Origin of the sequence: Horticoccus luteus, assembly GCF_019464535.1 — a bacterium.
Lineage (GTDB): Bacteria > Verrucomicrobiota > Verrucomicrobiia > Opitutales > Opitutaceae > Horticoccus > Horticoccus luteus.
Genome location: NZ_CP080507.1, coordinates 3,811,336 through 3,836,494, shown reverse-complemented (window position 1 = coordinate 3,836,494; position 25,159 = coordinate 3,811,336). Strand labels below are relative to the sequence as shown.

The 25,159-nt window shown below is 64.6% G+C and carries 18 protein-coding genes; 10 read left to right on the top strand and 8 right to left on the bottom strand.

Features of this window, described 5'->3' with window-relative positions; genetic code table 11:
* Positions 1-5: 5 nt before the first annotated feature.
* Positions 6-809, bottom strand: coding sequence for a formylglycine-generating enzyme family protein (locus K0B96_RS15560; protein WP_220161802.1), 804 nt, complete (start codon positions 807-809; stop codon positions 6-8).
* A 224-nt stretch (positions 810-1,033) separates the two neighbouring features.
* On the opposite strand from K0B96_RS15560, the gene K0B96_RS15555 reads away from it, so the two are divergent.
* From K0B96_RS15555 to K0B96_RS15540, 4 genes are all read left to right on the top strand, one after another.
* Positions 1,034-3,598 carry a histidine kinase gene (locus tag K0B96_RS15555; RefSeq protein WP_220161801.1) on the top strand — a complete coding sequence of 855 codons (2,565 nt, stop codon included), beginning with the start codon at positions 1,034-1,036 and terminating at the stop codon, positions 3,596-3,598.
* 7 nt (positions 3,599-3,605) lie between these two features.
* Positions 3,606-4,358, top strand: coding sequence for a LytR/AlgR family response regulator transcription factor (locus K0B96_RS15550; RefSeq protein ID WP_220161800.1), 753 nt, complete (start codon positions 3,606-3,608; stop codon positions 4,356-4,358).
* 205 nt (positions 4,359-4,563) lie between these two features.
* Positions 4,564-5,556: a PEP-CTERM sorting domain-containing protein gene (locus K0B96_RS15545; protein WP_255558731.1), complete on the top strand. Its 993-nt coding sequence runs from the start codon at positions 4,564-4,566 to the stop codon at positions 5,554-5,556.
* Between the two features lie 232 nt (positions 5,557-5,788).
* Complete coding sequence (locus tag K0B96_RS15540; RefSeq protein WP_255558729.1) at positions 5,789-6,457, top strand: PEP-CTERM sorting domain-containing protein; 669 nt, start codon at positions 5,789-5,791, stop codon at positions 6,455-6,457.
* An 85-nt stretch (positions 6,458-6,542) separates the two neighbouring features.
* On the opposite strand, the gene K0B96_RS15535 is transcribed toward K0B96_RS15540, so the two are convergent.
* On the bottom strand, positions 6,543-7,877 hold the full coding sequence (locus K0B96_RS15535; RefSeq protein ID WP_220161798.1) for a ferritin-like domain-containing protein: 1,335 nt from the start codon (positions 7,875-7,877) through the stop codon (positions 6,543-6,545).
* Between the two features lie 208 nt (positions 7,878-8,085).
* Positions 8,086-9,006 carry a phytanoyl-CoA dioxygenase family protein gene (locus tag K0B96_RS15530; protein ID WP_220161797.1) on the bottom strand — a complete coding sequence of 307 codons (921 nt, stop codon included), beginning with the start codon at positions 9,004-9,006 and terminating at the stop codon, positions 8,086-8,088.
* A 149-nt stretch (positions 9,007-9,155) separates the two neighbouring features.
* On the opposite strand from K0B96_RS15530, the gene K0B96_RS17540 reads away from it, so the two are divergent.
* Positions 9,156-10,007 (top strand): helix-turn-helix domain-containing protein, encoded by an 852-nt coding sequence (locus tag K0B96_RS17540; RefSeq protein WP_220161796.1) that lies wholly within the window; start codon positions 9,156-9,158, stop codon positions 10,005-10,007.
* Between the two features lie 99 nt (positions 10,008-10,106).
* Here the strand turns inward: K0B96_RS17540 and K0B96_RS15520 are convergent, their stop codons facing one another.
* The 3 genes from K0B96_RS15520 to K0B96_RS15510 form a co-directional block, all read right to left on the bottom strand.
* Positions 10,107-12,434 (bottom strand): hypothetical protein, encoded by a 2,328-nt coding sequence (locus K0B96_RS15520; protein ID WP_220161795.1) that lies wholly within the window; start codon positions 12,432-12,434, stop codon positions 10,107-10,109.
* 132 nt (positions 12,435-12,566) lie between these two features.
* Complete coding sequence (locus tag K0B96_RS15515) at positions 12,567-13,547, bottom strand: hypothetical protein (protein WP_220161794.1); 981 nt, start codon at positions 13,545-13,547, stop codon at positions 12,567-12,569.
* Between the two features lie 24 nt (positions 13,548-13,571).
* Positions 13,572-15,914 carry a hypothetical protein gene (locus tag K0B96_RS15510; protein WP_220161793.1) on the bottom strand — a complete coding sequence of 781 codons (2,343 nt, stop codon included), beginning with the start codon at positions 15,912-15,914 and terminating at the stop codon, positions 13,572-13,574.
* Positions 15,915-16,126: 212 nt separating this feature from the next.
* Between K0B96_RS15510 and K0B96_RS15505 the strand changes: the two genes are divergently transcribed.
* From K0B96_RS15505 to K0B96_RS15490, 4 genes are all read left to right on the top strand, one after another.
* Positions 16,127-17,143 (top strand): zinc-dependent alcohol dehydrogenase, encoded by a 1,017-nt coding sequence (locus tag K0B96_RS15505; protein WP_220161792.1) that lies wholly within the window; start codon positions 16,127-16,129, stop codon positions 17,141-17,143.
* A 217-nt stretch (positions 17,144-17,360) separates the two neighbouring features.
* Positions 17,361-18,188, top strand: a complete 828-nt coding sequence (locus K0B96_RS15500) for an SDR family oxidoreductase (protein WP_220161791.1) — start codon at positions 17,361-17,363, stop codon at positions 18,186-18,188.
* 59 nt (positions 18,189-18,247) lie between these two features.
* The gene (locus K0B96_RS15495) at positions 18,248-19,207 is read left to right on the top strand and encodes a C-terminal binding protein (RefSeq protein WP_220161790.1); all 960 of its coding nucleotides are present in this window, start codon (positions 18,248-18,250) and stop codon (positions 19,205-19,207) included.
* A 137-nt stretch (positions 19,208-19,344) separates the two neighbouring features.
* The gene (locus K0B96_RS15490; protein WP_220161789.1) at positions 19,345-20,196 is read left to right on the top strand and encodes an amidohydrolase family protein; all 852 of its coding nucleotides are present in this window, start codon (positions 19,345-19,347) and stop codon (positions 20,194-20,196) included.
* 103 nt (positions 20,197-20,299) lie between these two features.
* On the opposite strand, the gene K0B96_RS15485 is transcribed toward K0B96_RS15490, so the two are convergent.
* Positions 20,300-23,518, bottom strand: a complete 3,219-nt coding sequence (locus K0B96_RS15485) for a heparinase II/III domain-containing protein (protein ID WP_220161788.1) — start codon at positions 23,516-23,518, stop codon at positions 20,300-20,302.
* Between the two features lie 115 nt (positions 23,519-23,633).
* On the bottom strand, positions 23,634-24,089 hold the full coding sequence (locus K0B96_RS15480) for an acetolactate synthase (RefSeq protein WP_220161787.1): 456 nt from the start codon (positions 24,087-24,089) through the stop codon (positions 23,634-23,636).
* Between the two features lie 122 nt (positions 24,090-24,211).
* Here K0B96_RS15480 and K0B96_RS15475 point away from each other — a divergent pair, with 122 nt between their 5' ends.
* Positions 24,212-25,111 carry a cation diffusion facilitator family transporter gene (locus K0B96_RS15475; RefSeq protein WP_255558727.1) on the top strand — a complete coding sequence of 300 codons (900 nt, stop codon included), beginning with the start codon at positions 24,212-24,214 and terminating at the stop codon, positions 25,109-25,111.
* Positions 25,112-25,159 lie beyond the last annotated feature (48 nt).

The window sequence follows — 25,159 nt, the reverse complement described above, 5'->3', positions numbered from 1 at the left end:
CGGCGTCAAGGCGGCGAAGCCGCGGGACGTGCCGGCGCGAGGGCGAGACGAAAGCCGAGGCTGCGAGTCTTGAGATAGTTGGGCCAGCGCGGACGTTGGGCGACCCAGCACCAGCCGGCGGCGGCGTCGCAGTTGCCTCCGCGCATAATGCGGTGTCCGCCGATGGCCGGCCCGATGGGATCGCGCACCCGGCCGCCCGGGTAGGGGGCATACCAATCCCAGCACCATTCGTAGACGTTGCCGATCACATCGTAGAGGCCCCACGCGTTGGGCTGCTTTTGCGCGACGGGATGCGTCACTCCGCCGCTGTTGCGGTCATACCAGGCGATCGCATCGAGTTCACCGGGATATTTGCCAGTTGTGCCGGCGCGAGCGGCGTATTCCCACTGCGCTTCGGTCGGCAACGTGTAGGTGTAACCTTGCGGCAACCGACCGGCGGCGCGTTCGAGGGCGTTGAGGGTGGCGCAAAATTCCATGGCCATATCCCACGAGACCTGTTCGACGGGCCGCGACGCTCCGCTGAAGTAACTGGGGAGCGAGATGTTTTTGAGCCACGGGTGGTGCAGGATCACGGTCTGCCACTGCGCCTGGGTGACCTCGGTGCGCCCGATCCAGTAACCGCGGGTGAGCGTGACTTGCGTGTCGTCATTGGCGCCGACCGGATCGCTTAACAAAAACGTGCCGGGGGCGATCCACACCATCGGGAGGACGGGGTCCGCGAGGGTAAAATTCTCGCCCAGCGCGGGAGGGCCGCCCCAGGCCGACGGCAGGGCGCAGACGAGTCCAAGAATGAGCAGCGAGCGCCGCATACGCGGGAGGATGACGGCAAGCCCGTGGCGCGCAATGCGCGATCGAGGCACCAACGGCGGGCGCGAGGTCGGGAGAAGGCCAGCGCGATCGCGGGCGGAAATGTTTTGTGGGCGCACGGCACCCCGCGGGCTGCGTGCGAAAATTATTCGCCGGGGAAGGTTTTCCCACTTACGACCTTCCCGCAGCCCTTCCCTTGGTGCGTCCCGCCCGCCTCCTTTCCCGCTTGGTTCTTGTCTGCGGGTTCGCGCTGCCGGTTGGCACGGGTCGGGCGGCGGAAAACGAACTCGGGCACCCGCTGATCCGGGAGTTTTCCCCGGGGCGGGACAAGATCGGCTACACCAACCAGGCCGTGACGCAGGATCGCGACGGATTCATGTATCTCGCGAGCGGTCGTGTGCTGCGTTCTTACGACGGGGCGGAATGGCGACCGATCGTGATGCCGGAGGAATCGGCTGCGCCGCGGCGATTCGCGCGCGCCGCCGACGGCCGGGTGTTTGTCGGTGGCGCGGGCGTGATCGGCTGGTTGCGTGGCACCGGCGCGGGGGCGGAATTTGTTTCGTTGGCTGATCGCCTGCCGGCGACCGAACTTGGCTACGACGAGATTCACGACGTGCTGGCCGTGGGTCGGGCGGTTTATTTCGCGGACGCCGAAAAGATCCTGCGCTGGCAGGATGCGACGTTCACCGTGATCCCGTGCCGCGCGGCTCCGTATGCGCGGACGACGCATTTGCACGGCGTCGCCGGCGTGGCCTACGTCACCTCGCCGGGCCGGCCCTTATGCCGGATCGCGGGCGACCGGCTCGAGTTGGTGGCGGACGATCCAGTGTTGCGCGAAAACGTGATCCTGCTGATGGAAGCCGGGCCGGCGGGATCGCTGCGCTTCCTGACGGAGCACAATGGGTTTTTCGAACTGGTGGACGGTCATATCCGCGTCTGGCCGTTGGAGGCGAATCGGTGGCTGGCCGGGAAGAACATTCTGCGGGCGGCGCGGGCGGAGACCGGCGAGCTGGCGGTGGTTTTTGATTCCGCGAGCGGCTCCGGCGGGATGCGGTTCGATGCGGCCGGCCGGTATGTCGGTCCGATCGACGAGACGCTCGGGCTCTGGCTGAAAACACTGCTCGATGTGTTTTTCGATCGCGAGGGTGGGCTCTGGCTGGGCACGACGGAAGGCGCCTTCCGGCTTGAATGGCCGTCGGCCGTGACGGTGTTCGATGCGGTCAACGGTCTGGCGGCCGGCGCGGTGACGGGGGTGGAGCGGCGCGACGGCGTGCTGTATGTGAGATGCGGCGACGATGGGTTTCGCTTGCGGCCGATGAATTCCCAGGGCGAGGCGGCCCGGTTCGAGGCGGCGGACAACTTGCCGATCGACGATCGTCCAAACGGCGGCGGGGAGCATGGCATCGCGGATCCCGTGGCGTGCGCGGCGCAGGATCCGAGCGTGCGTGGCGCGCGCTGGGTGGCGAGGGAGAGCGGCATAGAGCTGATGGCGCCGGACGGGCGGGCGTTGCACCAGCTGCCGGCTCTCGTCCGGAAAAGTGCCGGCAAGGTGGAATGTCTGCTGGAGGAAGGCGCGCCAGGAAACCGGATTTTGTGGATCGGCGGGGCACAGGGGCTTTTGCGGGTGGAGCTGGCGCGGGCGTTTCCCCCGCCGGTGCCCTTCCGCGTGGTGCTAACGACGGCGGGTGTGCACGCCGGCGACGAGTTGGCACCGACGCATGCGCCGCTGCGGTTCGATTATGTCGCGATGCGATGCCAAATGGCTGACGCGGTCCGGTATCAGAGCCGCTTGGAGGGTTTCGAGCGGAGTTGGTCGGATTGGTCCAGCGAACGCACGCGAAGCTTCACACGGCTGCCGGCGGGCGCGTATCGTTTCGAGGTGCGCGCCCGTGATGGCGATGGTGTGCTGAGCACGCCGGCGGCGATCACGTTTTCCGTGTTGCCGCCGTGGTGGTGGAGCGGGTGGGCGGTCGCGGCCTACGTGATGGCGGCGGTTGGTATGGTGGTGGGCGTGGTGCAGTGGCGCACACGAACGCTGCGTCGACATGCGGCGCGACTCGAAGCGCTCGTGACGGCCCGCACGGCGGAGCTGGGTGAGCGGACGAGGGAGCTGGCGGAAAAGAACCGGGAGCTTACGCGGCTCAACCGGCTCGAATCGGAGGAAAAGATCGCGGCGCGGCTGGCCGAGGAAAAGGCGCGGCTCGAAGTGCTGCGTTACCAGCTCAACCCACATTTTCTGTTCAACACCCTCGCCTCCATCAGCGGCTCGCTTCCCCCGGAAGCGGCGACGGCGCGGGCGATGGTGGAGCAACTGGCGCATTTCTGCCGGTTGACGCTGCAGCGCGACAACGACCAGGAGTGGACGACGCTGGGGGCGGAGATAAAGTTGCTGAGCGCCTACCTCGCGATCGAGCAATCGCGGTGGGGCGATATGCTGGCGGTGGAGATCGTCGGAGTCGAAGCGCTCGCAGAGGCGCGACTGCCACATTTTCTGCTGCTGCCGCTGGTGGAGAACGCGTTGAAATACGGGTGTGCGACGAGCGCGGAGCGGGTCGGGGTGCGCATCGTCGCAGCGCGGGCGGACGATGGCGGATTGCGACTGGAGGTGAGCAACACGGGTGTGTGGGTGGCCCCCGCGGGAGGGCACGCGCGGCCGTCGCTGGGCATCGGCCTGGACAATCTGCGGGAGCGGCTCCGGCGCTATTATCCGCACGCGCACGCGCTGGAGGTGTTGCCGGGCGAGGGTTGGGTCACGGTGAGATTGCACCTTGGGGCGGTGCCGGTCATTTAAATTGGCGATGCCCCGAGCGCTCCTCATCGAAGACGAAGCCGCCGCGCGCGCGGATCTGCGGACGCGGCTGGCGGCCCATCCGGAGGTGGTCGTGGTGGCCGAGGCAGGGACGTTGCGGACCGCAGGGGAATTGCTGGCGCGCCCGGACTACGACCTCGTGTTTCTCGACATCCAATTGGTGGGCGGAAACTCCTTCGCGTTGGTGCCGCTCGTGCGGGCGGGCGCGAGGATTGTATTCACCACCGCCCATGACGCCTATGCGTTGCGTGCGTTTGAGATCAATGCGCTCGACTACCTCTTGAAGCCGATCGCGCCCGCGCGGCTGGCGGAAACATTGCGGCGGCTTGAAGCGCTGACGCCCGCGGCCGACGATGCGGCGACCGAAGAGATGCCCCGCCGTGCGCTCACGATCGACGACACCGTGTATCTGCGGGCGGGCCTGCGCGCGCGCTTTGCGCCGGTGGCGCAGATCAGCCTGATCGGCGCGCGCGCCAATTATTCCGAAGTGCAACTCGTGGATGGGGCGAAAGTCTTTTTGCGGAAGAGCCTGAAGGCGTGGGAGGACATCCTGCCCGGTTCGCATTTCATGCGCGTGCACCGCACCCAGATCGTCAACCTCGCGCAGGTGACGCGTTATGAGCGGGACGGTGACGAGCATACGTTGCTCCATGTCGCCGGGGCGCGGGAGCCGGTTCCGGCCAGCCGCGATCGCTGGAGCGAGTTGCGCGAACGTTTGGGCGCACTGCGGCTGCAGCCCTAGGCTGCCAGTGGCCGAGCCCCGCGATTCGCCACACGGGCACCGCGATTCGTCCCCGCCGGATGGACTCGCCGTTGGTTGGCAATAACACGGACCGCATGACGCGGCGGGTGGGCCAGATCCGGGATTAGCTCGGTCCAGCCCCTCGCGGTCGTTTGGCGACGACAGTGCCTCCAACCCCTACATCATATAACCCCGCCTCATCTCTATGAACACAGTTTCCGTCCGTTCCTGGTTGTTAGCATCCGTCCTGCCGCTATTCGCGCTCCTCCCGGCGGCATTGCGCGCCCAAACGATCTTTGTGGCCGACCCGAATGGCGCGAATGGCGTCAGCAGCTACAATATTGATGGCACACTCATCAACTCATCCCTCGTGAATCTGTCGGGATCCGCGCCCACTTACTTCGAGGGGCTCGCCCTCTCGGGATCGACCCTTTATGTCGCCAAGTCCGGCGCGAGCGAAAAATCGATCGGCGCCTACACACTTGATGGTGCCGGCGGGGTGACCGCCAGCACTACGGCCGTTTTAGGAGGCGGGATGACTGGACTCAACAATCCGTGGGGCGTCGCGGTGACGGCCAGCAATATGTTTATCACGGACTTCAACAGCGGCAATGTTTTCAAATATGACCTGAGCGGGAATCAGCTCGCGAACGTGTCGGCGGGGACGACCAATCCGTATGGTCTGGCCGTGTCGGGCGATACGCTCTTCGTATCGCAGGCGACCACAGGCACCGGTATGAATAAAATTTTAGCCTATAGCATCAGCTCCTTCAGCAACACTCCGACATTGACGATCACCGCGAATTTAAATCTTCCCCATGGCTTGGCCGTGTCGGGGAACACTCTCTACGTGGCGAACGGGGGTGACGGGACGATCTGGACATTCAATGCTACCGATGGAACGGCCGCAGGAAGCCCGTTGGTCTCGGGACTGACTGGACCCCAGGGTATCATGGTATATGGAACTGATTTGTTCGTCTCAGGCAACGATGGCACGGTGAAGGGCTTCGATGCTTTGACCGGCGCTCCACTCGCGGGCTTCACCACCATCACCGGCCTCAGTTCGCCTTATGGCATCGCGGTGGGTCCAATGAGCGCCGTGCCGGAGCCCGCGACCTATGCGGCTGTGGCGGGATTGGCGGCGCTCGGGCTGGCTTGCTGGCGGCGTCGCCGTATGTCCTCCGGTGGTGCGTCGTGAGTCCGGCCGATGTCCGGCTTGCACTATTGCGGCGGACGAAGGGTCAGTGATTTCCGCCGAGTCTTCGACTCAGTCGTAAACGCAACATCTTCAGACGGGCGATTTCCGGTAGCGGAAGCGGGGAATAAAATACCGTGAAATCACCTCCGAGGATTCATTCCTCTGTTATTTGCATTATCAACCACTCGTTAATGGTCCCGGTGAATCGGAGAAAACAGCCAGCACTATGAAAATGATCGCTCTCGTCCCGTGCAGTCGCAAGGCCGCCGCCTCGCTCGTCGCTCTGATCGCGTTCACACTCGCCGCTACAACGCGGGCGCAGGGAGTATATCTGACATTTACGGGCGGCCACGGATCGGAGGTGAAGATTTCCTGGTCTTCGCCTATTGTTTACACGCTCACTGGGAGCACGGGCATCGGCGCCGTAAATCCCACTTTTGTGTTTCAATCGGTCACCACGAGCTCGGCTATTTTCAGCACGCAAGGAGCGGTGGGAGGCGTAGCACCGACCTACACGAGCACGGGGGCCGGAAGCAGCGACGGCACTCAAACGATCAATACTTTTTTCGCGTCGAACTTTAATTTTAACACGGTGCACCCCGACGATGTGGTGTTCTACGCCACCACGGATACGGCTAATACGCTTTTGACCGCGGGCGACGTCTTCACATTGAGCGCGGGATCTCTGCGGTATGATGGGTCGCCGACCACGTCCGCCGGCTATATGGGTGCACTGCCGGCCGATGGTTACTATAACACCTTCATCGCGGACGGTAACAATACCTATTACCAAAACCTCGGCAGCGGCGCCTCGGCGATCCCTGAGCCCTCGACCTATGCGATGATGGCGGGGGCCGCGATACTCGGTTTCGCCGTGTGGCGGCGCCGCGCTCGCGCGTAGCCCGGAGTGCCGGCGGAATCGGCGGTGATGCGGATCATCCCGCGGTGAAGAGTTGGGGCACGCCTTGCGCGCGCCGCGACGGCGCTCACGCGCTGACGCCGGCGAGGCGGAGGATCTTTTCGCCGGTGAGCCGCTTTTCTTTCGGGAGCGAGTGCGGTGTTTTGTTGCCGTGCGCTTTCGTGAGCTCGCGGAATTTCTCCTGCGTGGCTTTGACAAATTCCGCGACGGGACGCGTTTCGCCAAACAGGGCCATCATCTCCGGCAGCCACCGGTGGCCGTAGCGGACGTGGTTCTGTTCGTCGTTGCGATCGAAGGCGAGGAGCGTGTCGGCTTCGAAATCGTTGAGCTCGCGCACGCGGTCCATCACGGCGGCCTTCGTCGGAAAACTGCCGGCTTCGAACTCCATCGTCATCATTGCGTAGCGCTCATGCGGCGGCATGTGGATGAGAATATTATAGAGTTCCAGCGACTGCTCCACGGTCATCAGGTCGACGCCGAGTTTGGGCAGTTGCCGGAAACCGAACTGGCTATGGCGCGATTCATCCCAGAGGTGGCGCGCGAGGTCGTGGTGCAGATCGAAGGGCGCGGATAGCGTTTCGATGAAGACGGTGGCGAGGTAGTCGATGGCATCCATTTCCATCATCAGCCAAACGTAAACCATCAGGCGGATGACGCGGGCATCGGTCTTCGGATCGGTAAGCCAGGGGCGGACGATCGGATCCTCGGTCGGATCAAAGCCGAAGATGCTGGAGCACACGGGATACTTGCCGCGGTTGCAGGTGAGGGGATGCGCGTAGGGCGTCTTCTCCTGCTGCCAGACGAAACCGGCGGGGAGCGGCAGACGCGTTTCCTGGCCCAGCCAACCGCCCAGATCGTCGAGCGCCTGGGTGAGATGGAGGGTCCACGCGCGCGCCTCGATGCCGGTGATAAACGGCGCGATTTCGGCGAGGTGGCGTTCTTCGTCGCCGATGAATTCTTCGACGAGTTTTTTCGAGGGCCAGTCAGCGAGGTGATCGGTGACTTTGAGATAGTGGCGATACGCGGCGAGCAACGCGGGCTTGAGGACGCCATAAAAGCCCGCCGTCAAGACGAGGGCATCCGAGGACGCGGAGCCGACGGCTTCGACGAAGACGCGGCGGATGGAATCGCGCACGTTTTCGGACGTGCCAAAGCCAGTGAGTTCGCGTCCGCGTTCACGGAGGAAGCGGGCATGTCCGGCGCTTTCCCATGCGTGCTGACAAATGAGATATTTCAGCTCCGGCTCGCCGACGCGATAAATGAGCGTGGTGACGGTGCGCAGAAATTCCCGCTCCACCTCGAAGAGCAGCCGCAGAAGCCGCGTCATTTCGTTGACCGCCGCCATGCGGCTGGAGGAGGGCGTCGAGGCCGAGGTGGCGGGCGAGGAAGCGGTGGCAGACATGGGCGGCGAAGAAGGGAGGATTGGCGGCGAGAGCGTGGCGGTGGGCGCGGCGGCGCGATGGCGAGACGGCCAGAGGAGTGCTCTTACGATGATGGGGGGCTAAAAAATGCGGGGTGAGGGCACCCCGCCTGCATGAAGGAGGGAGAAGCGGAGTGAGCGCCATTTCGCCGACGCAACGAGAGAAAAAAGCGCGCGCGGCGCGACGGCGTCAGCAGATCAGACCGCGTTTACCGGATACGCCGTGGGCGGGCGGGTTGGCGCCGACCCAGCGTTCATCGACGGGCTCCGAGGCGCGTTGGAAACGACTGTCGCTCGAGATGCGCAGACGGTTTTCCGTGCGGTTGTCGAGGGAGGCGTGCACGAGGAACATGCCGAAGGTGATGAAGTCGCCGGCCTGATATTCAGTCGAAAGCCAGCGGCCGCCGAACTTGTTGCGCACGGCGGGCGGGTTGTGGGACAGCGTGCCTGTGAACGACCACGCGCCGGTCTTCGCTTTGGCCACTTCCTTGGGCTTGTTTTCGCAGTAGGCGTCGACGTCGCGGTAAACGTAGTTCTCCAACAGGTCCATGCGCTTCTGGGAACCTTCGAGCACCATGAGGCCACCGAGGTCGAACGAGACATCGCCGTAGGGCACCCAGCACGTCATGTGCTTGTGCGTGCCGCGGCCCATGTAAGGGAGATCGCAATGGGGATTGGTCCCCTTGCCGGGCGAGATGGCGCGCAGCCACGTGTAATCGTAGTGGCGGACGTCTTCGCCGTAGAACTGGCGATAAAAATCGAGCAGGCGACCGGAATAGAGGAGGCGTTGCACGGCCTCGTTGCCGTTGGTGATTTCGGGTTTGAAAACGTAACCGGCGTCTTTCTTCGCGACGCCTTCGATGGCGGGATAATTTTCATCGAGGACGCCGGCTTCCGCGAGGCGCGCCGTCAAGCTGGCGCGGGCTTCGAGCACTTCGGCGCGGTCGAGATAGCCCTTCATGTAAAGGTAGCCGTCTTCGGCAAACCGCCGGCGGAGTTCCAAGAAGTCGGTGGCGGCATCGGAGGAGTCGCGCAGGAGGCCGAACTTGTCGTCGCTCATGTCGAGCGCGTGGCCGTAGGAATAGATTTGGGGGAGGGTGGCAGTGCTCATGATTTTGAAGAGGGGAGAACAAGCGGGCGGCCCGACGCGGAACCGTCGCAACCGCCCGCAGAAACAACAAATAACCGGCTCCAACATACAGGCAGAAGGCTGGAGAAAAAATGGTTGAAATGTGATTTGGCATGTAAATTTTGGGCGCGATGCCGGAAACATCTCCCACGCTGGGCCAAGCATGGCTGGAAGCGCCGCTTCGGACGAGCATAGGCGAGCTGCAGTTGGCGGGTGTGGCGCGGGACGCGCGCGGGCTGGATCCCAAGACGATGCGAGTTTTGGGAAGCTACGCGCTCGTTTACCTGCTGGAGGTGGACGGCTACTACCGCGATGCAAACGGTTATGCGTGCGATCTGAGCGGCGGAGATTTGGTGCTGATCATGCCGGAGCTGGCGCACGCTTACGGGCCGAAGGAGGGACAGTCATGGCAGCAAATCTATTTCGTGTTCAACGGGCCGCAGTTCGATTTGTGGCGGGCGCAGGGGTTGCTCGCGGCGGCGCCGCCGGTGTGGCGGTTGGAGCCGGTGGATTACTGGGGGCGGCGAATGGCGGAAATCGTGGCGCCGGAGGAAGGCCATACGCCGGCGGCGGCGTTGCGGGCGGTGGGCCGATTTTCGGCGTTGCTGAGCGATGCGCTGGCGGCGCGGGTCGAGGCGACGGAGGGACCGGCGACCGCAACTTGGCTGGAGGCGAGCCAGCGTTTGCTGGGGAGTCCGGGGGCGCGCCGTTGGGCGACGCCGCAGGAAGTCGCGGCGGCCGTGGGTTTGAGTTACGACAACTTCCGCAAGCAGTTCACCGCGCGCGTGGGACAGTCACCGGGGCAGTTTCAAAAGCGTCGGAAAATCGACCGGGCGGGCGCGGCGATTTACCACGGCAGCCACGGGTTCAAGGCGCTCGCGGAAGAGCTGGAGTTTTGCGATGTGTTTCACTTTTCGAAAGCGTTCAAGCAGGTGATGGGCATGAGTCCGTCGGAGTTTCGCCGCCGGGCGCACGGCGGGTGAACGATGGCATCGATCCGGCCGCGAAGGGCGGCCGGCGGGATCGGCTGAAGGGCGGGCGCGTGTGCTTGAAAAAGCGGCGCGGTATTCGCGCTTCGCGGCTCAATCGAATTTCGGCCACTGCGACCCGGGGAGCGGGCGCCAGAGGATATTCTGGTCGATGCGCGGCGGGTGGTGGCGGTATTTTTTCATGAGCCGGATTTTCTCGCGCAATAAATCGGGCAAGTCTTCGCCGTAACAGAACGTATTGTTGCCGATGGCGGAGAGAATCATGACTTCCGTGCGATTCGCTTCGAGGAGCGCGATGAGGTTCGCGGTGTTGACGAGTTCGTCGTCGATGGCGGTTTGGAGCGCCCGCTCGTGTTTCTTTTTGTCGGTTGCTTTGGTGCTTTCGATATAGCCGTAAACATGGGTGCACCACGCGCACACCATGCGGAGCGAACCGACGAGCGCCCGGTAGGCGCGCGTGCGATCGAGCAGGTCGCTGAACACGGCCTGGACGCTGGGTTCGCCGGCGGTTTGCGCTTCAAGCTGCGCGAGGCGTGCGAGAAGTTTTTCGACGCGGGGAATGACGTTTTGATCGAAGCCGGCGAGCGCTTGTCCACCTTGTTCGCGCGTGACGAGATCGAAGAGCACGTCTTTGCCAATATCGTTCAGGCTCGGGTTGTTATATTGAAAGCAGCCGAAGCGTTCGTAGTAAGCGCGTTCTTGGGCGGGAATCGCCTCGATGTCGGGAACGTAGGGCCGGTCGAAGGTGCGTTGCCACGAGAAGGCGACGGTGAAAAGCGCGACGGGCGGCTGCCAGCTCAACGCCTCGTCAAAGGCATCCCAACACGCCACGAGCGCGGGGGCGTGGTTGGCGCCGACGAACTCGCGGGCGGCGTCGAGCAGCACGTCGTCGATGGACTTGTCCGGCATGAACTGGGCGGCACGGATGACGGCGGGGTTGGGCCAGTAAGGCGTCTGCTGGGGGTTGTTGAGGCCGCCGTAGCCGCTGATGCGCTTGAGGCCGAGCTCGCGCATGGCGGTGAGCTTTTTGTGCAACAAGCGCGGATACGGAATGCCGAGGAGCGGCTCGTAACTGGCCGCGGTGCCGATGGCGTATTGGAGGGTGGGCTCAACGCCTTGCGCCCGGGATTCGGCGAGCACCTTGCGTTCGCTGGCGTCGATTTCCGTCTGCAACGGACTGCCGGCCACGCCGCTCATCGTGGGATATTTCGGATGGGTATAGGGCAGGCTGTAGCCGCGGACCAGCAGGCTGGGCGCTTCCCAAGCGATGTGGTTGCCCATGCCGGCCTTGATATAATCCTGTTCCAGCTTGAAAGGTTCGAGGCGGAGGAAGATGTCGAAGTCGGGATTGAGCTCGGCGGCGGACTGTTGGAGGTTGCGCAAGTAGCGGACGATGCTCTGGCCGGCGGCCTCGGCGATCTTCTCGTGGTTGCGCCATTCGCGGATCATATAAGGACCGCCGTTGCGGCCGACGTAGAGCGAGCCGGTGTGCTCGAAGCCGGCGCCGCTGTCGTTGCTCCACACGCTCAGGTAGCTGAGATCGGGCACGGTCTTGATCAGTGACTGCAAGGCGGCGCGATAATGCTGCTTGGTGACGGGGTGATCCTGGGCCAGGCAGTAGCGCGGCAGGCGGGAGCGGAAGGGATGATCGACGCGGGCGCCGCGGAGGGTCGGGTAACGCTGGAAGAGTCGTTCCGGCATCGAACGCGGCTCGAACATGCACAGGCCGGGCTGGAGGCCGTATTTGCGGCCCAGCGCGGCGAGTTGCTGAAGGTTCTGGAGATTGGCCTCGAGGTATTGGGTGGGCCAGAGTCCGGCGGTCAGCGGCGTGTCGACGAAGTGATTAAAGCCCGCGCAGTAAGTATAGAACTGCGGATAGAATTCTGAAACGACCGTATCCTCGAAAGGCATGTGCGCCTGCAGTCCGTTGACCTCGACGTGTGTGAAGCCGCTTTCGGCGAGCGTTGCTATATATTTTTCGCGGTCGAATTTGCGCACGCTGCGCCAGTATTGCGTGAGGCAACTATCCCAATGCGGCCGATGGTGCGGAAACGTGGCGGGCAAAAAGAGCCCGCGCGCAAGTTTCTCACGGGCATCGTCGCCGAGACCGTGTGCGAGCAGACGCACGGCGGCGTAAAGCAGCGCGCCGGTGTCGGCGATGATTTCGCCCGTGCCATCCTCGGCGAGCTTGAGCCACATCCAACCGGTGGTGTTGGCCTGAGCGGCGGGGAGGGACTTGGCCCACGCGCGGGAGGCGAGGGCGAGATTCACGCCTTGGCCGGGGCGGACGGAGCGGCGCGCGGTGGCGCCGGTCAGGCGGGCGAGTTCCTCGGCGGCGGTTTGTTCGACCGGTTGAAACCGGGTCGGGTAATAAATGGTGCGCATGTCGAGCGCGGCGAGGAGCGAAGATTGGTGGCTCATGGAGAAAGAGACGGGCACCGGCCAATGCGCCTCGGACGCAACATGCAAGGCTGACCGCCGAACAAGATGATTATCTACCACACTTCCCCGTGTGGGACCAACGCTGTGCCGCGTCCACCGCCGATGAGACGATCAGGCGGAACCGGAGATGGTGCGACCGAGGGCGGTGATTTGTGGAAGAAACGCCGGGTCAAGCGTGCCATTGGTTTGCAGCGGCGCATCCCACGTGACGACGCCACCGCGAGCGTTGATGAATTTGGTGTAGCCGATGGTCATTTCGTCGGGGAAACGCACCGGGCCCTGGCCCCACCATTCGCCCATGAGGGTGAGCACGTGGAGACGCGCGCCGTTCAGGAACTCGGGGTAAGCATCGAGGCGCGGCGGGTCCATGCGCATGCCGGGCGCGACGGTCATGTCGCGTTCGATTTCGCCGGGCGTGTAATCCTCGTATTCGGTCATCGAATAGATCGGCGTGCGCAGGCCGTTGTTGAAGGTGACGATGGCGTCGGGATTGCCGGCCTTCAGCGCTGCGGCGTAGCTGCGGTAGTTGGGCGCCTCCGGGTGTTGATAGGCGGGCGCGTCGTAGGGTCCGTCGATCCACCAGCCGCTGATGGCCCGGCCCCAGCGGAGCGACCACTCGCGGCAGATCTCCTCCCAGTGGCGCCGCATGTCGGGGCCGTGTTCGCCGGAGTCGCCCTGCAATTGGGCTTTGGCGAGCTCGTCGTTGCGCGGAGCGGTGGCGGGCAGATAGACGAGAAGGCGGATGCCGTGCGGTTGAAGCGCGGCGGCGAGATCGGCGATCAGATCGCGGCGCGAGAGCCGGCTGGGCGCGCGGCCCACGATGCGGTCATAGGTCGCGTTGGGCGAAAGATAATAGCCGGAGTTCTGGCCGATCGTGAGAATGAAATACGGCACGCGTGCGGTGGCGAGCTGAGCGGCGAGCGCGCCGACATCGAACGCATCGATGCGGCGGTTCCACTCGTCCACGGACAGCTCGATGGGTTGGAGGTTGCTCGCGGTGTCGGCCAGGTAACACGCGAGCAAGCCCCACCGGCATGCTTTGAACCACGCGGTGTCAGCGCGCTGCCGAGGTTGAGGGCCGGGAGCATTCATGGGCTGCGCCTGCGGCCGGCGGGATCACTTCTGAAACGGAAACCCTTCCGGCCAGGGCTGGCCGGTGGGGGCGCGCCAGAGGATGTCTTTGTCGATGCGCGGCTTTTTGTGCCGGTATTTTTCCATCAGGCGGATTTTGGCGCGAAGGTGTTCGCCGAAATTTTTGCCGTAGATGAACGTGTTTTCGCCGGTGGCGGACACGACCATGAACTCGGTGGGCGAATGCTCGAAGTGGTCGAGCAGACCGCGCGCGTTGTCGATTTCGAGATCGATGGCGGCCTGGAGGAATTTCTCGTGCGCTTTCTTTTGCGCGGCGGTTTTGCTTTCGAGGTAGCCGTAGACGCCGGAGCACCACGCGGCGACGCTGCGCAGCGTGACGGCCCAATGCCGGTAGGCGCGAATGCGGTCGCGCAAATCGGCGAAGGCGGCGGTGGCTTGGGCATCGTCACCGCACTTGGCCAGGACACCGGCGATGAATTTTTCCGTCTTGGCGATCCGCGGGAACAGATTCTTGTCGAAGCGCGGCACCATCTTGTCGGCGGATTCGCGGGTGATGAGGTTGAAGAGCACGTCTTTGCCGAGATCGTTCACCCCGGGGTTGTTGTGCTGGAAGCAGCCGTGGCGCTCGTAATAGAAACGATCGGCGGCGGGGATGGCTTCGATGTCGGGCACGAGCGGGCGGTCCCAGGTGCGTTGCCAGCAGAAGCCGAAGCCGCAGAACAGCGGCACGATCGGCTGCCACGTGACGGCTTCTTCGAACAGCGCCCAGGCTTTGGCGAGCGCCGGGCCATGCGTGGTGCCGGCGAAGCGCACGGCTTCGTCGGTAAGGACGTCGTCGATGCTGCGTTCGGGTGTGAATTGCGCGGCGCGAATGGCGGCGGGATTGGGCCAGAACGGAGTGGCGGTGGTGTTGGCGAGGCCGCCCATCGCGCTGACGAGATCGGCGCCGATTTCTTTCAACTGCGAGAGGCGCGCGTGAATCATGCGCGGCCAGGGGATGCCGATGAGCGGTTCCTGATTCCACACCGGGCCGGGGGAATAGGTGAGAATGGGTTCGATGCCCTGCGCGCGTTCTTTCGCGAGCTCGGGTTTTTCGCGCGGATCCATCTGGCAATGGAACATGCCGCCGGCGACGCCCTGTTGGTCGGCGTAGTGCGGATGGCTGTAGGGCAGCGCATAACCGCGCGCGAGCATGGACGGGCCTTCCCAATGGACGCCGCGGCCCAGCTCGGACTTGAGATGGTCGTGCTCCATCTTGAACGGTTCGATGCGAAGACTGAGCTGGAAGTCGGGGTTCACCTCGGCGGCGGCTCCGCGCACGTTGCGAAGGAAGGCGCCGATACTTTTACCGGAAGCTTCCGCAATCTTATCGGCGCTGCGCCATTCGCGAATCATGTAGGGGCCGCCGTTGCGGCCGATGTAGAGCGAGGCGGTGTGTTCGAAGCCGCCGCCGCTGTCGTTGGTCCAGATCGACATGGCGTCGAGATCGGGCACGGCCTTCATCAACGCCTGCGTGGCGAGGCGGAAGTGATGTTTCACCACGGGGTGATCCTGCGCCATCGTGTAACGCGGCAGGCGGGAGCGGAAAGGATGATCGATGCGCGCGCCGCGGAGCGTGGGATAACGTTGAAAGAATCGTTCGGGGAGCGAGCGCGGTTCGTAAAGACAGACGGAGGGCTTGAGGCCGTATTTGCGGGCGAGGGCGGCGAGGTTTTGCAAGCGCTCGAGGTTGGCATCGAGGTATTGCGCGGGCCAGAACCCGCGGGTGAGCGGCGTGTCGATGAAGTGGTTGAACCCGGGGCAGTAGGTGTAGAACTGCGAGTAGTATTCGCCGGGCACGGAATCCTCGTAGGGAAAACTCGCCTGCAGACTGTTGACCTCAAGGTGGGTGAAGCCGGCTTCGGCGAGCGTCGCGGCGTATTGCTCGGGGGAAAACCCGCGGTTGGATTTCCAATACTGCGCGAACGAGCCATCCCAGATCGGGCGGTTCATGGAGAAGCTGCGCGGCAGAAGGAGGCCGGCGGCGAGTTTTTCGCGCGTCGCGCCGGTGAGGCCGTGGGCGAGGAGGCGCGCGGCGGCGAAGAGGCCGGAGCCCTCGGTGGCGATGATTTCGCCGGCGCCGTGATCGTCGACGCGCAGCCAGATCCAGCTCGCGGCATCGCCGGCCGCTTTCGCGGCGGCGGGCGCCCAGGCGCGGTGGGCAAGAGCGACGTTGAACCCCTTGCCGGGGCGATTGGCGGAGGCGACGCGCGCATCCGTGAGGCGCGCAAGTTCGTCGGCGGCGGTTTGCTCGGCGACGTCGCAGCGGGTGGGGAAGGTGATCGCGCGCACGCCAAGCGCGGACAAAGAGGCGGATACGTGGCTCATGGCCCACAGTCGGAATGCGCCGCCGAGGAAAACTCAAGCTCGGGGTGGGGAATGAAGGGCGCGCGATGGCGTGCGCGGCTTCGGGGCGGACGGTTCGCCCCGGTCGCGAGCGAAGGTCGAGGATGCGCGTGACGAAAAACGGGCGAGGCGCGAAATTTCATGAAGGTTGCCCTTGCGTTCAGACGCGGGGCGCGGCACCGAAAACGCCTATCATGCGCACGCTCTTTTATCCGGCGTTCGACCAACTGGAGATCCGCGATGTGGACCTCACGCCACTGCGGCCGGACGAGGTGCGCGTGCAAGTCGCGGCGTGCGGAATCTGCGGGAGCGAACTCGAAACATTCAAGAATCACAGCCCGCGGCGAGCCCCGCCGATTGTGATGGGCCACGAGTTTTGCGGCGTGATTGCCGAGACCGGCGCCGACGTGCGCGGCTGGCGGGAAGGCGCACGCGTCGTGAGCAATTCCCTCGTGCCGTGCGGGCGTTGCGTGCGTTGCGAGCGCGGCGACACGCACCTGTGTGCGCAGCGGCAGATTTTCGGCATGCATCGGCCGGGTGCGTTTGCAGACTACGTCAACGTCCCGGCGCGCTGTCTCATTCCGTGGCCCGACAATGTGCCGGCGGAAGCGGCGGCGCTGGCGGAGCCGATGGCCAACGGCCTGCACGTGGCGAATCTCACGCGCCATCTCGCGGTGTCGACGGCCCTCGTGATTGGCGCAGGGCCGATCGGGTTGTTCTGCCAGCAGGCGTTGCAGGTTGTCCGCGGGGCGCGCGTCTTGGTGGCGGATCTCAGTCCCGAGCGTCTGGCGGTTGCCAGGAAACTCGGCGCGGCGCGCACGATCAATCCGCGCGAGGAAGACATTGTGAAGGTGATGCAGGCCGAGACGGGCGGCGAGGGCGCGGATCTGGCGGTCGATGCGGTGGGCGCGGGCATCACCAAGAAGGCGTCGATCGAAGCGCTGCGGCCGGGCGGCGGCGTGGTCTGGATCGGGCTGCACGAAAACGCGATGACGCTCGATTCCTACGCGATCACGTTGCCCGAGCGGCAGGTGCTCGGCACTTACGCGGCGAAGATCGAGGAGCTGCAGCAAGCGCTCGATCTCATGGCGGCGGGCAAGGTCGACGCGCTGAGCTGGGTGCAACGTTTCCCGCTCGAGGACGGGGTCACGGGATTTCACCGCGCGCTCGCCGCGAAGGGCAACGACATCAAAGTGGTCATCGCGCCCTGACCGGGCGGCCTCTTTTTTGCCACGACCGCGCCACGCTGCACCGGCCGCCATCGAACTCGAATTTCAATCCCTCTTACGGAAGGTGACGAAGAAAGCGAAGGTCCCGGAATGAAGCACTCCTCGTTCCCCTTGGTTGCCTTCTGTGCGACGTTCGCGGCTTTGCAATGCGCGCTATTTTTCGGTGAACTCTCCTGATTGAGTAACTCTATTTCGCTCTATGCTCACGAACCCCACGCGCTCGCCGGTCTCCGGACGTTTCAAAGGTAAAGTCGCGCTCGTCACAGGCGGCACCAACGGCATCGGCCATGCCATCGCGCTGGAGCTGCTGCGCGAGGGCGCGCAGGTGGCGGTGAGTGGTTTGCCGGTGGACGCGGAGGACGGCCGGCGGGCGTTTGCGGCGGCGGGTTTTGAACCGCTCGTCGTTGCGGGCGATATGTCGGACGAGGTGTTCTGCCGCCGGCTCGTGGCGGAAACGGTCGCGAAGTTCGGACGGCTCGACTACCTGGTGAACAACGCGTTTTCGTTCATCGCGAAAGGACTCGAGGCGACGCGCGAGGATTTTCTCCATTCGCTGAAAGTTGGTCCGCTGGGTTTCGCGTTGATGATCCAGCTCACCTCCGTGGAGATGAAGAAAAACGGCGGCGGCGCGGTGGTGAATGTGTCGAGCATCTCGTCGTGGGTCGCGCAGCCCAACCGCTGGACCTACAACATGTCGAAGGGCGCGGTGACGCAGCTCACGCGTTGCGCGGCGCTCGATCTCGCGCCGGACAACATCCGCGTGAACAGCATCAGCCCGGGGTGGATTTGGACGCGCGAGGTGGATAAAGCGGCGGGCGGTGATCGTGCGAAATTCGATCCGATCTGGGGCCAGTATCACATGCTCGGGCGCATGGGGCATCCGGTGGAGATGGCGGGCCCGGCGCTGTTTTTGTTGAGCGACGACGCATCGTTCATCACCGGCACGGACTTGCCCGTGGACGGTGGCTACAACGGAATCGGCCCCGAGGGGCTCGGGCAGACGAGCAAGATCGCGGGCTCGCGATAATTCGCCGCCGCGGCGCCGCTTCACTCCACCACAATCGATCTTTCTATCTTAACCATTCCATGAGCACACTACGCGCCCTCGTCACCGATCACGGTTTTCCCAATCTCAAGCACGAGCAGGCCGCGCTTGACTCGATCGGCGCGGAGCTGGTCGTGGCCCAATGCAAAACGGCGGACGACGTCATCGCAGCCGCCCGCGACGCCGATGCGTTGCTGGTGCAATGGGCGCCGATCAACGCCGCGGTGATTGCCGCGCTGACGCGTTGCAAGGTGATCGTGCGTTACGGCATCGGGGTGGACAACGTCGACCTCGCGGCGGCGAAGGCGCGCGGAATTCCGGTGTGCAACGTGCCGGACTACGGCGTGCATGAAGTGGCGGAACACGCGGTGTCCTTGGCGCTCGCGCTGGCGCGCCAACTGCCGCAGATCGACCGGCGTTTTCGCGCGGGCACGTGGAAAATCACCCCGGACAAGCCGATGCCGTCGCTGCGCACGTCGACGTTTGCGACGGCAGGTTTCGGGCGCATCGCGCGCACGGCGCATGGGATGATGCGGGCGTTCGGCTGCAAGCTGATCGCCTACGATCCGTTCGTGTCGACGGAAGCGATGGCGGCGGAAGGCGTGGAAAAGGTGGAGCTCGATCAGTTGTTTGCGCGCGCCGACATCCTGTCGCTCCACTCGCCGCTGACGCCGGAGACGAAGCATTTGGTGAATGCGCGCACGCTCGCGCAGATGAAGAAAACGGCGATTGTCGTGAACACCGCGCGCGGGCCGTTGGTGGATACGGTGGCGCTGGCGGCGGCGTTGACCGACGGCACGATCGGGGCGGCGGGCCTCGACGTTTTCGAGAAGGAGCCTCTTGAGGCGGACCATCCGTTGCGCAACGCGCCGAATCTCCTGATCACCTCGCACCTCGCGTGGTATAGCGAGAGCAGCATCCCGCGGCTGCAGCAGCTCGCGGGCGAGGAAGTGGTGCGCGGACTCAAGGGCGAACCGTTGAAGAATGTGGTCAACCGATAGTCGCGCGGATCGCGACTAAAGCGCCGAGCGCCAACCGCCAAGCTCCAGAGAGGATCAAACTTCCAACTGCGAATCAGGAGCTTGGAATTTGGAGTATTTTTCCTGTCGTTGCATCAACCCTCCACGCCGCACCCCTCATGCCCAACTTCCCCATCGTCGACACTCATCTGCACATCTGGAATCTGGACCGCTTGCGTTATCCCTGGCTGGCGGGCGTGCCGATGTTGAACCGGAATCATCTCATCGACGAATACCGGCGCGTGTGCGGGCCGGTGCAGGTGGCGAAGATGGTGTTTCTCCAGTGCGAGGCGGACTTCGCGCAGTTTCAGGAGGAGGCGGATTGGGTGACGGAGATGGCGGCGATCGATCCGCGCATCCGCGGCATCGTGCCGTGGGCGCCGCTGGAAAAAGGCGACGCCGCGGAGGCGGATCTCGCGCGGCTCGCGGCGAATCCGTTGATCAAGGGCATCCGGCGCATCATCCAGTTCGAGGCGGATCAGGCGTTTTGTCTGCAGCCGGATTTCGTGCGCGGCGTGCAACTTCTGCCGCGGCACGGATTGTCGTTCGACCTTTGCGTCAACCACCGGCAGCTCGCCAACACGATCAAGCTCGTGCGGCAGTGTCCCAATGTGAGCTTCGTGCTCGATCACATCGGCAAGCCCGACATCAAGGCGGGGCTGCTTGATCCGTGGCGGGCGGAGTTGCGGGAGCTGGCGGCGTTTCCGAATGTGGTCTGCAAGATGTCGGGGCTCGTGACCGAGGCGGATTTCCAGAAATGGACGGCCGCCGATCTGCGGCCTTACATCGACCACGTGATGGATTGTTTCGGGTTCGACCGCGTGATGTTTGGCGGCGACTGGCCGGTGGCGTCGCAGGCGACGGATTATCCGCGCTGGGTGCAGACGCTGGACGATGCGCTCGCGGGCGCGTCGCCGGACGAATGCCACAAGCTCTACGTGCGCAACGCCGAGGCGTTTTACCGAGTGTAAGGCGTCTCTGTCGTCTGCGCGTCTCAAGTTGATTTGAGGCGTGCGACCCGCAGTTGCGGTGAATGCGATGGCCGCGGCGAAACACACCCGTGTGCTGGGGACGTTACGGTTGCTGCCAGTTGAACACGGTCGGAAGAGTCACGCGGTCGCCGAGCGCGACGCCCAGCAGCCAGACATCATCGCCGGGGTTGACGGGAAGATGGGCGGGTCGCGGCGCGGCAAGTTGGAGCACGCCGTCTTGGCAACGGGTGACGGTGCCGAGCGGCTGAAACGCACGGGTGGTCAGCATCGTGCCTGGGTAAACCGCGGCGAGGTAGAGCGGCGTATTGGTGGTGAGCTGATCGGGCGTGGCGGTGGCGACGCGGGCGAGACCGACGCGGAGGTCTTCCTTGATCGCGAGCACCAGCGTGCGGCCGTCGATGCGGGCGGAGGCGATGGTGAACGCATCGGTGTGTTGGGCGTTTTTCACGGCAAAAACACGGCCCGTCAGAGTCGCGAGATCGGGCGGGGCGACGGAGTTGATCCGCACGCCGATGGTGTTGGTGGCGGGGTTGACGCTCACGATTTGGCCTTCGAGCGGCGCGGCGGAGAATTGCAGCGCGCCGAGGCGGAAATAGGTTCCCTGAGCGAAGAAAACGCGAACGGGATGCTGCGCGGCGTCGAGCGTCACGACGGCGACTTCGGCGTCGGTCTCGAGTGGAGGCAGGCCGGCGGAGTCGACGCGGACGGGGCCATGCGCGCTGTGAACGATGAGGTCGCGCACGCCGCCTTGCGCATCGGGCGCGCGGCGGACGATGACCGCGCGGGCCTCGGCGGGACCCGCGACGGGCGCTGGCGTTGCGCTGACGAGGAAGGGTTGATCAGGAAACGGCTCGAGCACGGACACGAACGTGCTCGCAAGCGGCGCGCCCGCCGGGCCAGTGCGACGAGCGATGAGATATTTGAGCAGCGCGGGATGTTTGATGGGGGAAACGTGGGCGTCGGCCAGAATGATGTCCTGGCCGGGCTGCGGCAAAATGCGGATGCGGAGCCGGGCCTGCGGATTCTTTGCATCGATATATTGCGCATAGGTAAAATCCGAGCCGCTCTGGACGTGTTGGACGTTGAAGAGGTGTTGGAAGCCGGAGCCGGCGTAGCGCAGGTAACTGCCCTTGTAATCTTTCGCGCCGAGCACGGGATCGTCGTAAATCTCGCCGAGCGCCACATTTTCGCCGGCGAGCGTGCCGGGCGCGGGCGGAGTGAGATTGGTCTCGGCGGAGACGGAGAACTCACCCGGCGGACCGTGCAGGCTGTAGTCGTGCTGGTGGCCGCCGGCGACGTCGAAGAAATCGACCACGTAGCCGCGGTCGGGGCTGTGGGCGGCGGCGGGCAGATCGACCATCACGAGCGTGCGGCGGTAGGTGGTGGTGGCGGGATAGGTGCCGGGCGCATCGACGGAGAGGGCGCGAGTGTGCGGCCCATCCGCAAAGAAGCGCAAGGTGCCGGCGGGGTTGGCGTTCTGGCGGCGGGCGTCGACGGTGACAGTGTTATGCGAGATGGTGGTCTTGGACCACGTGAAGATGCCGGGGTTGAATTCGTTGGCTGCGTCGGGATAACCGAGATCGGGCGTCAGGGGGCGGCCGTAGGCGAAGAGATCGAAGTGCAGTCGGTCGTAGTGAAAGTGGTTGAGATGTTCGCCGTAGTAGAGGCCGAGCGAGCGGGTGTCGGCGGGATTGTTGAGGAGGGCGTAGCCGTAGCCGGTGAGGACGTGCGAGGGTTGCGGCGGGACGGCCCGGCCGTCGGTGGGGGTCGCCGCGACGGGCAGGGCGGGGGAGAAGAGCGCGTCGTAGCTCGTGAAGCTGTGATCGCCGGTGGCGCCGATGCCGGCGAGAAATGCGGCGTAGCGTGAGTCCCCGTAGAGGCGCCACGCGCGTTGATACACGAGGGCGTCGTCGCCGATCAGCGGAGCGTCGATGGTCTTGCTGTCGCCGAGCGCGGGCGAGTGCGTGCCCGTGGTGATGAAGTCGAGCGGTTCGTCGAACATGCGGTGGAGGCGCGGGAGCACCGACATGTCGTAACCGAGTTTTTTCAACAGCTCGGCGGACGCGGCGAAAATACGGGGCCAGACGAAATTGTAATCGGGCGACTCGTGCGCGGCGCCGTCGCGGAAGACCAGATCGTAGAGGGCGTAATCGAAACCGACGCGCAGGAAGTGGCCGTCGGCGCGATGGAGCACTTCGTCGACGTAGCGGCGGTTGTCGCCATGCTGCCGGACGACGGCGAGGAGGAGGAGGGCGCGTTGGTGCGTGCCGTAGTTGCCGCGGATTTGATCGGCGAAATACGCATCAATGGCGTCCTCAAGATAGTTGGCCTCGATGCTGGCGCGGATCTGCGGGCCCGTGCGGCCGGAGAATTTTTGAAGGGCGGTGTCGCGGTCGATCGTCTCCCAGATGTTGTCGTAGCCTTCGGCGAGTTCGGGGACGACTTGGTAAGCTTCCCAGATGGCGTTGACGATTTTGCCGGTGTAGCGCGTGCCCTGCTCGCCCATGAGCTGGCCCTCGCGCGACTGCTGCTCGTAGTTCATCGCGGGATAAACTTCGGCCACGCGTTGGAGGAGGACGGCGGCGCGATGGGCGTAGGCGCGATCGCCGGTCAAGAGGTAGGCGCGGCTGAGGGTGAGGATGGCGCTGTTGATGGAGCGGCCGTCGAGTTCGAGGCGCTGCCAGAGCATGTGATTGGCATGGGCGACGAACCAGTAGCGTTTGCCGTCGGGGGCGACCCAGCCCCAGCCATCGTCGACGATTTTGCCGGTGAGCGAGGAGCGGTCCTTGAAGCCGCTGTGGTAGTAGGCGCCGTAGTCGTTGTCGGGATAGGTCTCGCCGCCGATTGGGCACTTGACCTTGAAAGGGTGGTGCGGGTCGACGATCCATGGGTAGGACGTGCCGGTGGAGGTTTCGAAAATCTTGCGGCCGTGAACGGGGCAGCCGTCGGGACAGAGGTCGACGGCGCGGGTGACGTCAGCGGTGGTGACGAGATCGCGCAACGCGTCGTCGGTCCACGTCGTCCAGTAGGCGGCGTCGGCGAGGATTTTGTCGGCGATGGCGCGAGCGGAGGGAAACGCCTTCACGTTGGCGCGGGCCTGGGCGATCTCGGCGTCGCTGTGCAGGGTGCGCGCGGTCTTCAAGGGGAATTGCAGGGTGCGCGTGATTGGCGGAAGCGGCACGCCGCGCGGGATCGGCGGCTGGACGGGGCCGTCGGGAAACCACGGATCGCGCACAGCAAAGCCGACGGTGACGACAGCCAAGGCCAGCGCGGCGGCACTCAGACAGCGAAGAGGTGACACGTCGGCGAGCCTGTCGACGGGGCGGGCGTTCGCCAATGTTTTTGGCGCGAACGCGGCGGCGAGAGGGGGCGGTCAGTCGCGGCGCACGAGAGCGGACGGCTCCGCGCGAGCGCAATCAGCGCGTGATGTCGCGGCGGGTAAGGACGCGGAAGCCGCAGGTGTTAAGGCAATGCGCGGCGACATCGATATCCTCGGCGTTGATGACGAGGGCGGCGCGATCAGCGGGGCGTTTGATGAAGCTGTAGATGTAGTGGATGTTGATCTCGGCCTCGAGGAGCGAACTGAGCACGCGTTTCAAATCGCCCTCGTCGTCGATCTCCACGCCGAGCACTTCGCATTCGGTGTAGGCAAAATCGTTGTTGATCATCAGCTCGCGGGCCTGCTCCACGTCGTCGACGATGAAGCGCACGATCGCGCTGTCGGTGGTGTCGAGGACCGTGAGCGCCATGATGTGGACGTTGTGATCGCGCAGCAGGGCGGTAAGGTCGAAGAGCCGGCCGACGCGGTTCGGCGTGAAAACCGAGAACTGCTTGATGGGATCGCTGCTGAGCGTGGTCTTGGATTCCGCCATGGAAGTGCCGCACGGTGGGGAAAGGGACGGAGGCGGTCAACGCCGCCGTCGGTCTTCACCGACGACGCGAATTCCCGGAGTGTCGCGTTGAGCTCGGCGGTGAAGCTCTTCAGGGTGGGGGCGTGACCAACCTCACGCCGGCCCACGCAGCCACGCAGGAACGCGCCCGAGCGAGCGCGCGGCTGGTGCTGCGCGGGATGGGCCTCAATGCGGTGCTCGCGCTGGCGAAATTCGCGGGCGGCATCCTTGGTCACACGTATGCGTTGATCGCGGACGGAGCGGAGTCGTTGCTCGACATCCTGTCCTCGTTGTTGGTGTGGATGGGCTTCAAGGTCGCGGGGCGGCCGCCCGATGCGAACCATCCGTTTGGGCATGGCAAAGCGGAGCCGCTCGCGGCGCTTGCGGTGGCGGGGTTCATCTTTCTGGTGGCGCTGTGGATCGGCTGGCATGCGGTGCACGAGATCGTCACGCCGCACCGGGGGCCGCATTGGGCGACGTTGCCGCTGCTCGCGGGCATCGTGGCCGTGAAGATCTGGTTCTCGCGACGGTTGCACGCTGCGGGCGAAACGGCGGGAAGCACGGCACTCGGCGTCGAGGCGATGCATCATTGGGCGGACGCGGTGACGTCGGGCGCGGCGTTTGTGGGCATCGCGATTGCGGTGATCGGCGGCAAGGGTTTCGAGACGGCGGACGATTGGGCGGCGTTATTTGCCTGCGTGGTGATCGCGTTCAACGGCGTGCTGATGGCCGGGCGGGCGTTGCGTGATGTGATGGATACAGCGGTGCCCGACCAGATCGAGCAGCGGGTGCGCGCGTATGCGCTGGCGGTGCCGGGCGTGCGCGAGCTCGACAAATGCCGTGTGCGGAAAAGCGGACTGAGCCATCTCGTCGACATCCATGTGCGGGTCGATGGAGCGTTGTCCGTGCGGGCGGGCCACGACATCGCGCATGCGGTGAAAGATGCTTTGCTGGCGGCGCCGTTGCATATCACGGACGTGTCGGTGCACGTCGAGCCGGTGTAGCAACAACGCACAGGAGGCGTTTCGGGGGCGCGGATCCGGACGTGATTT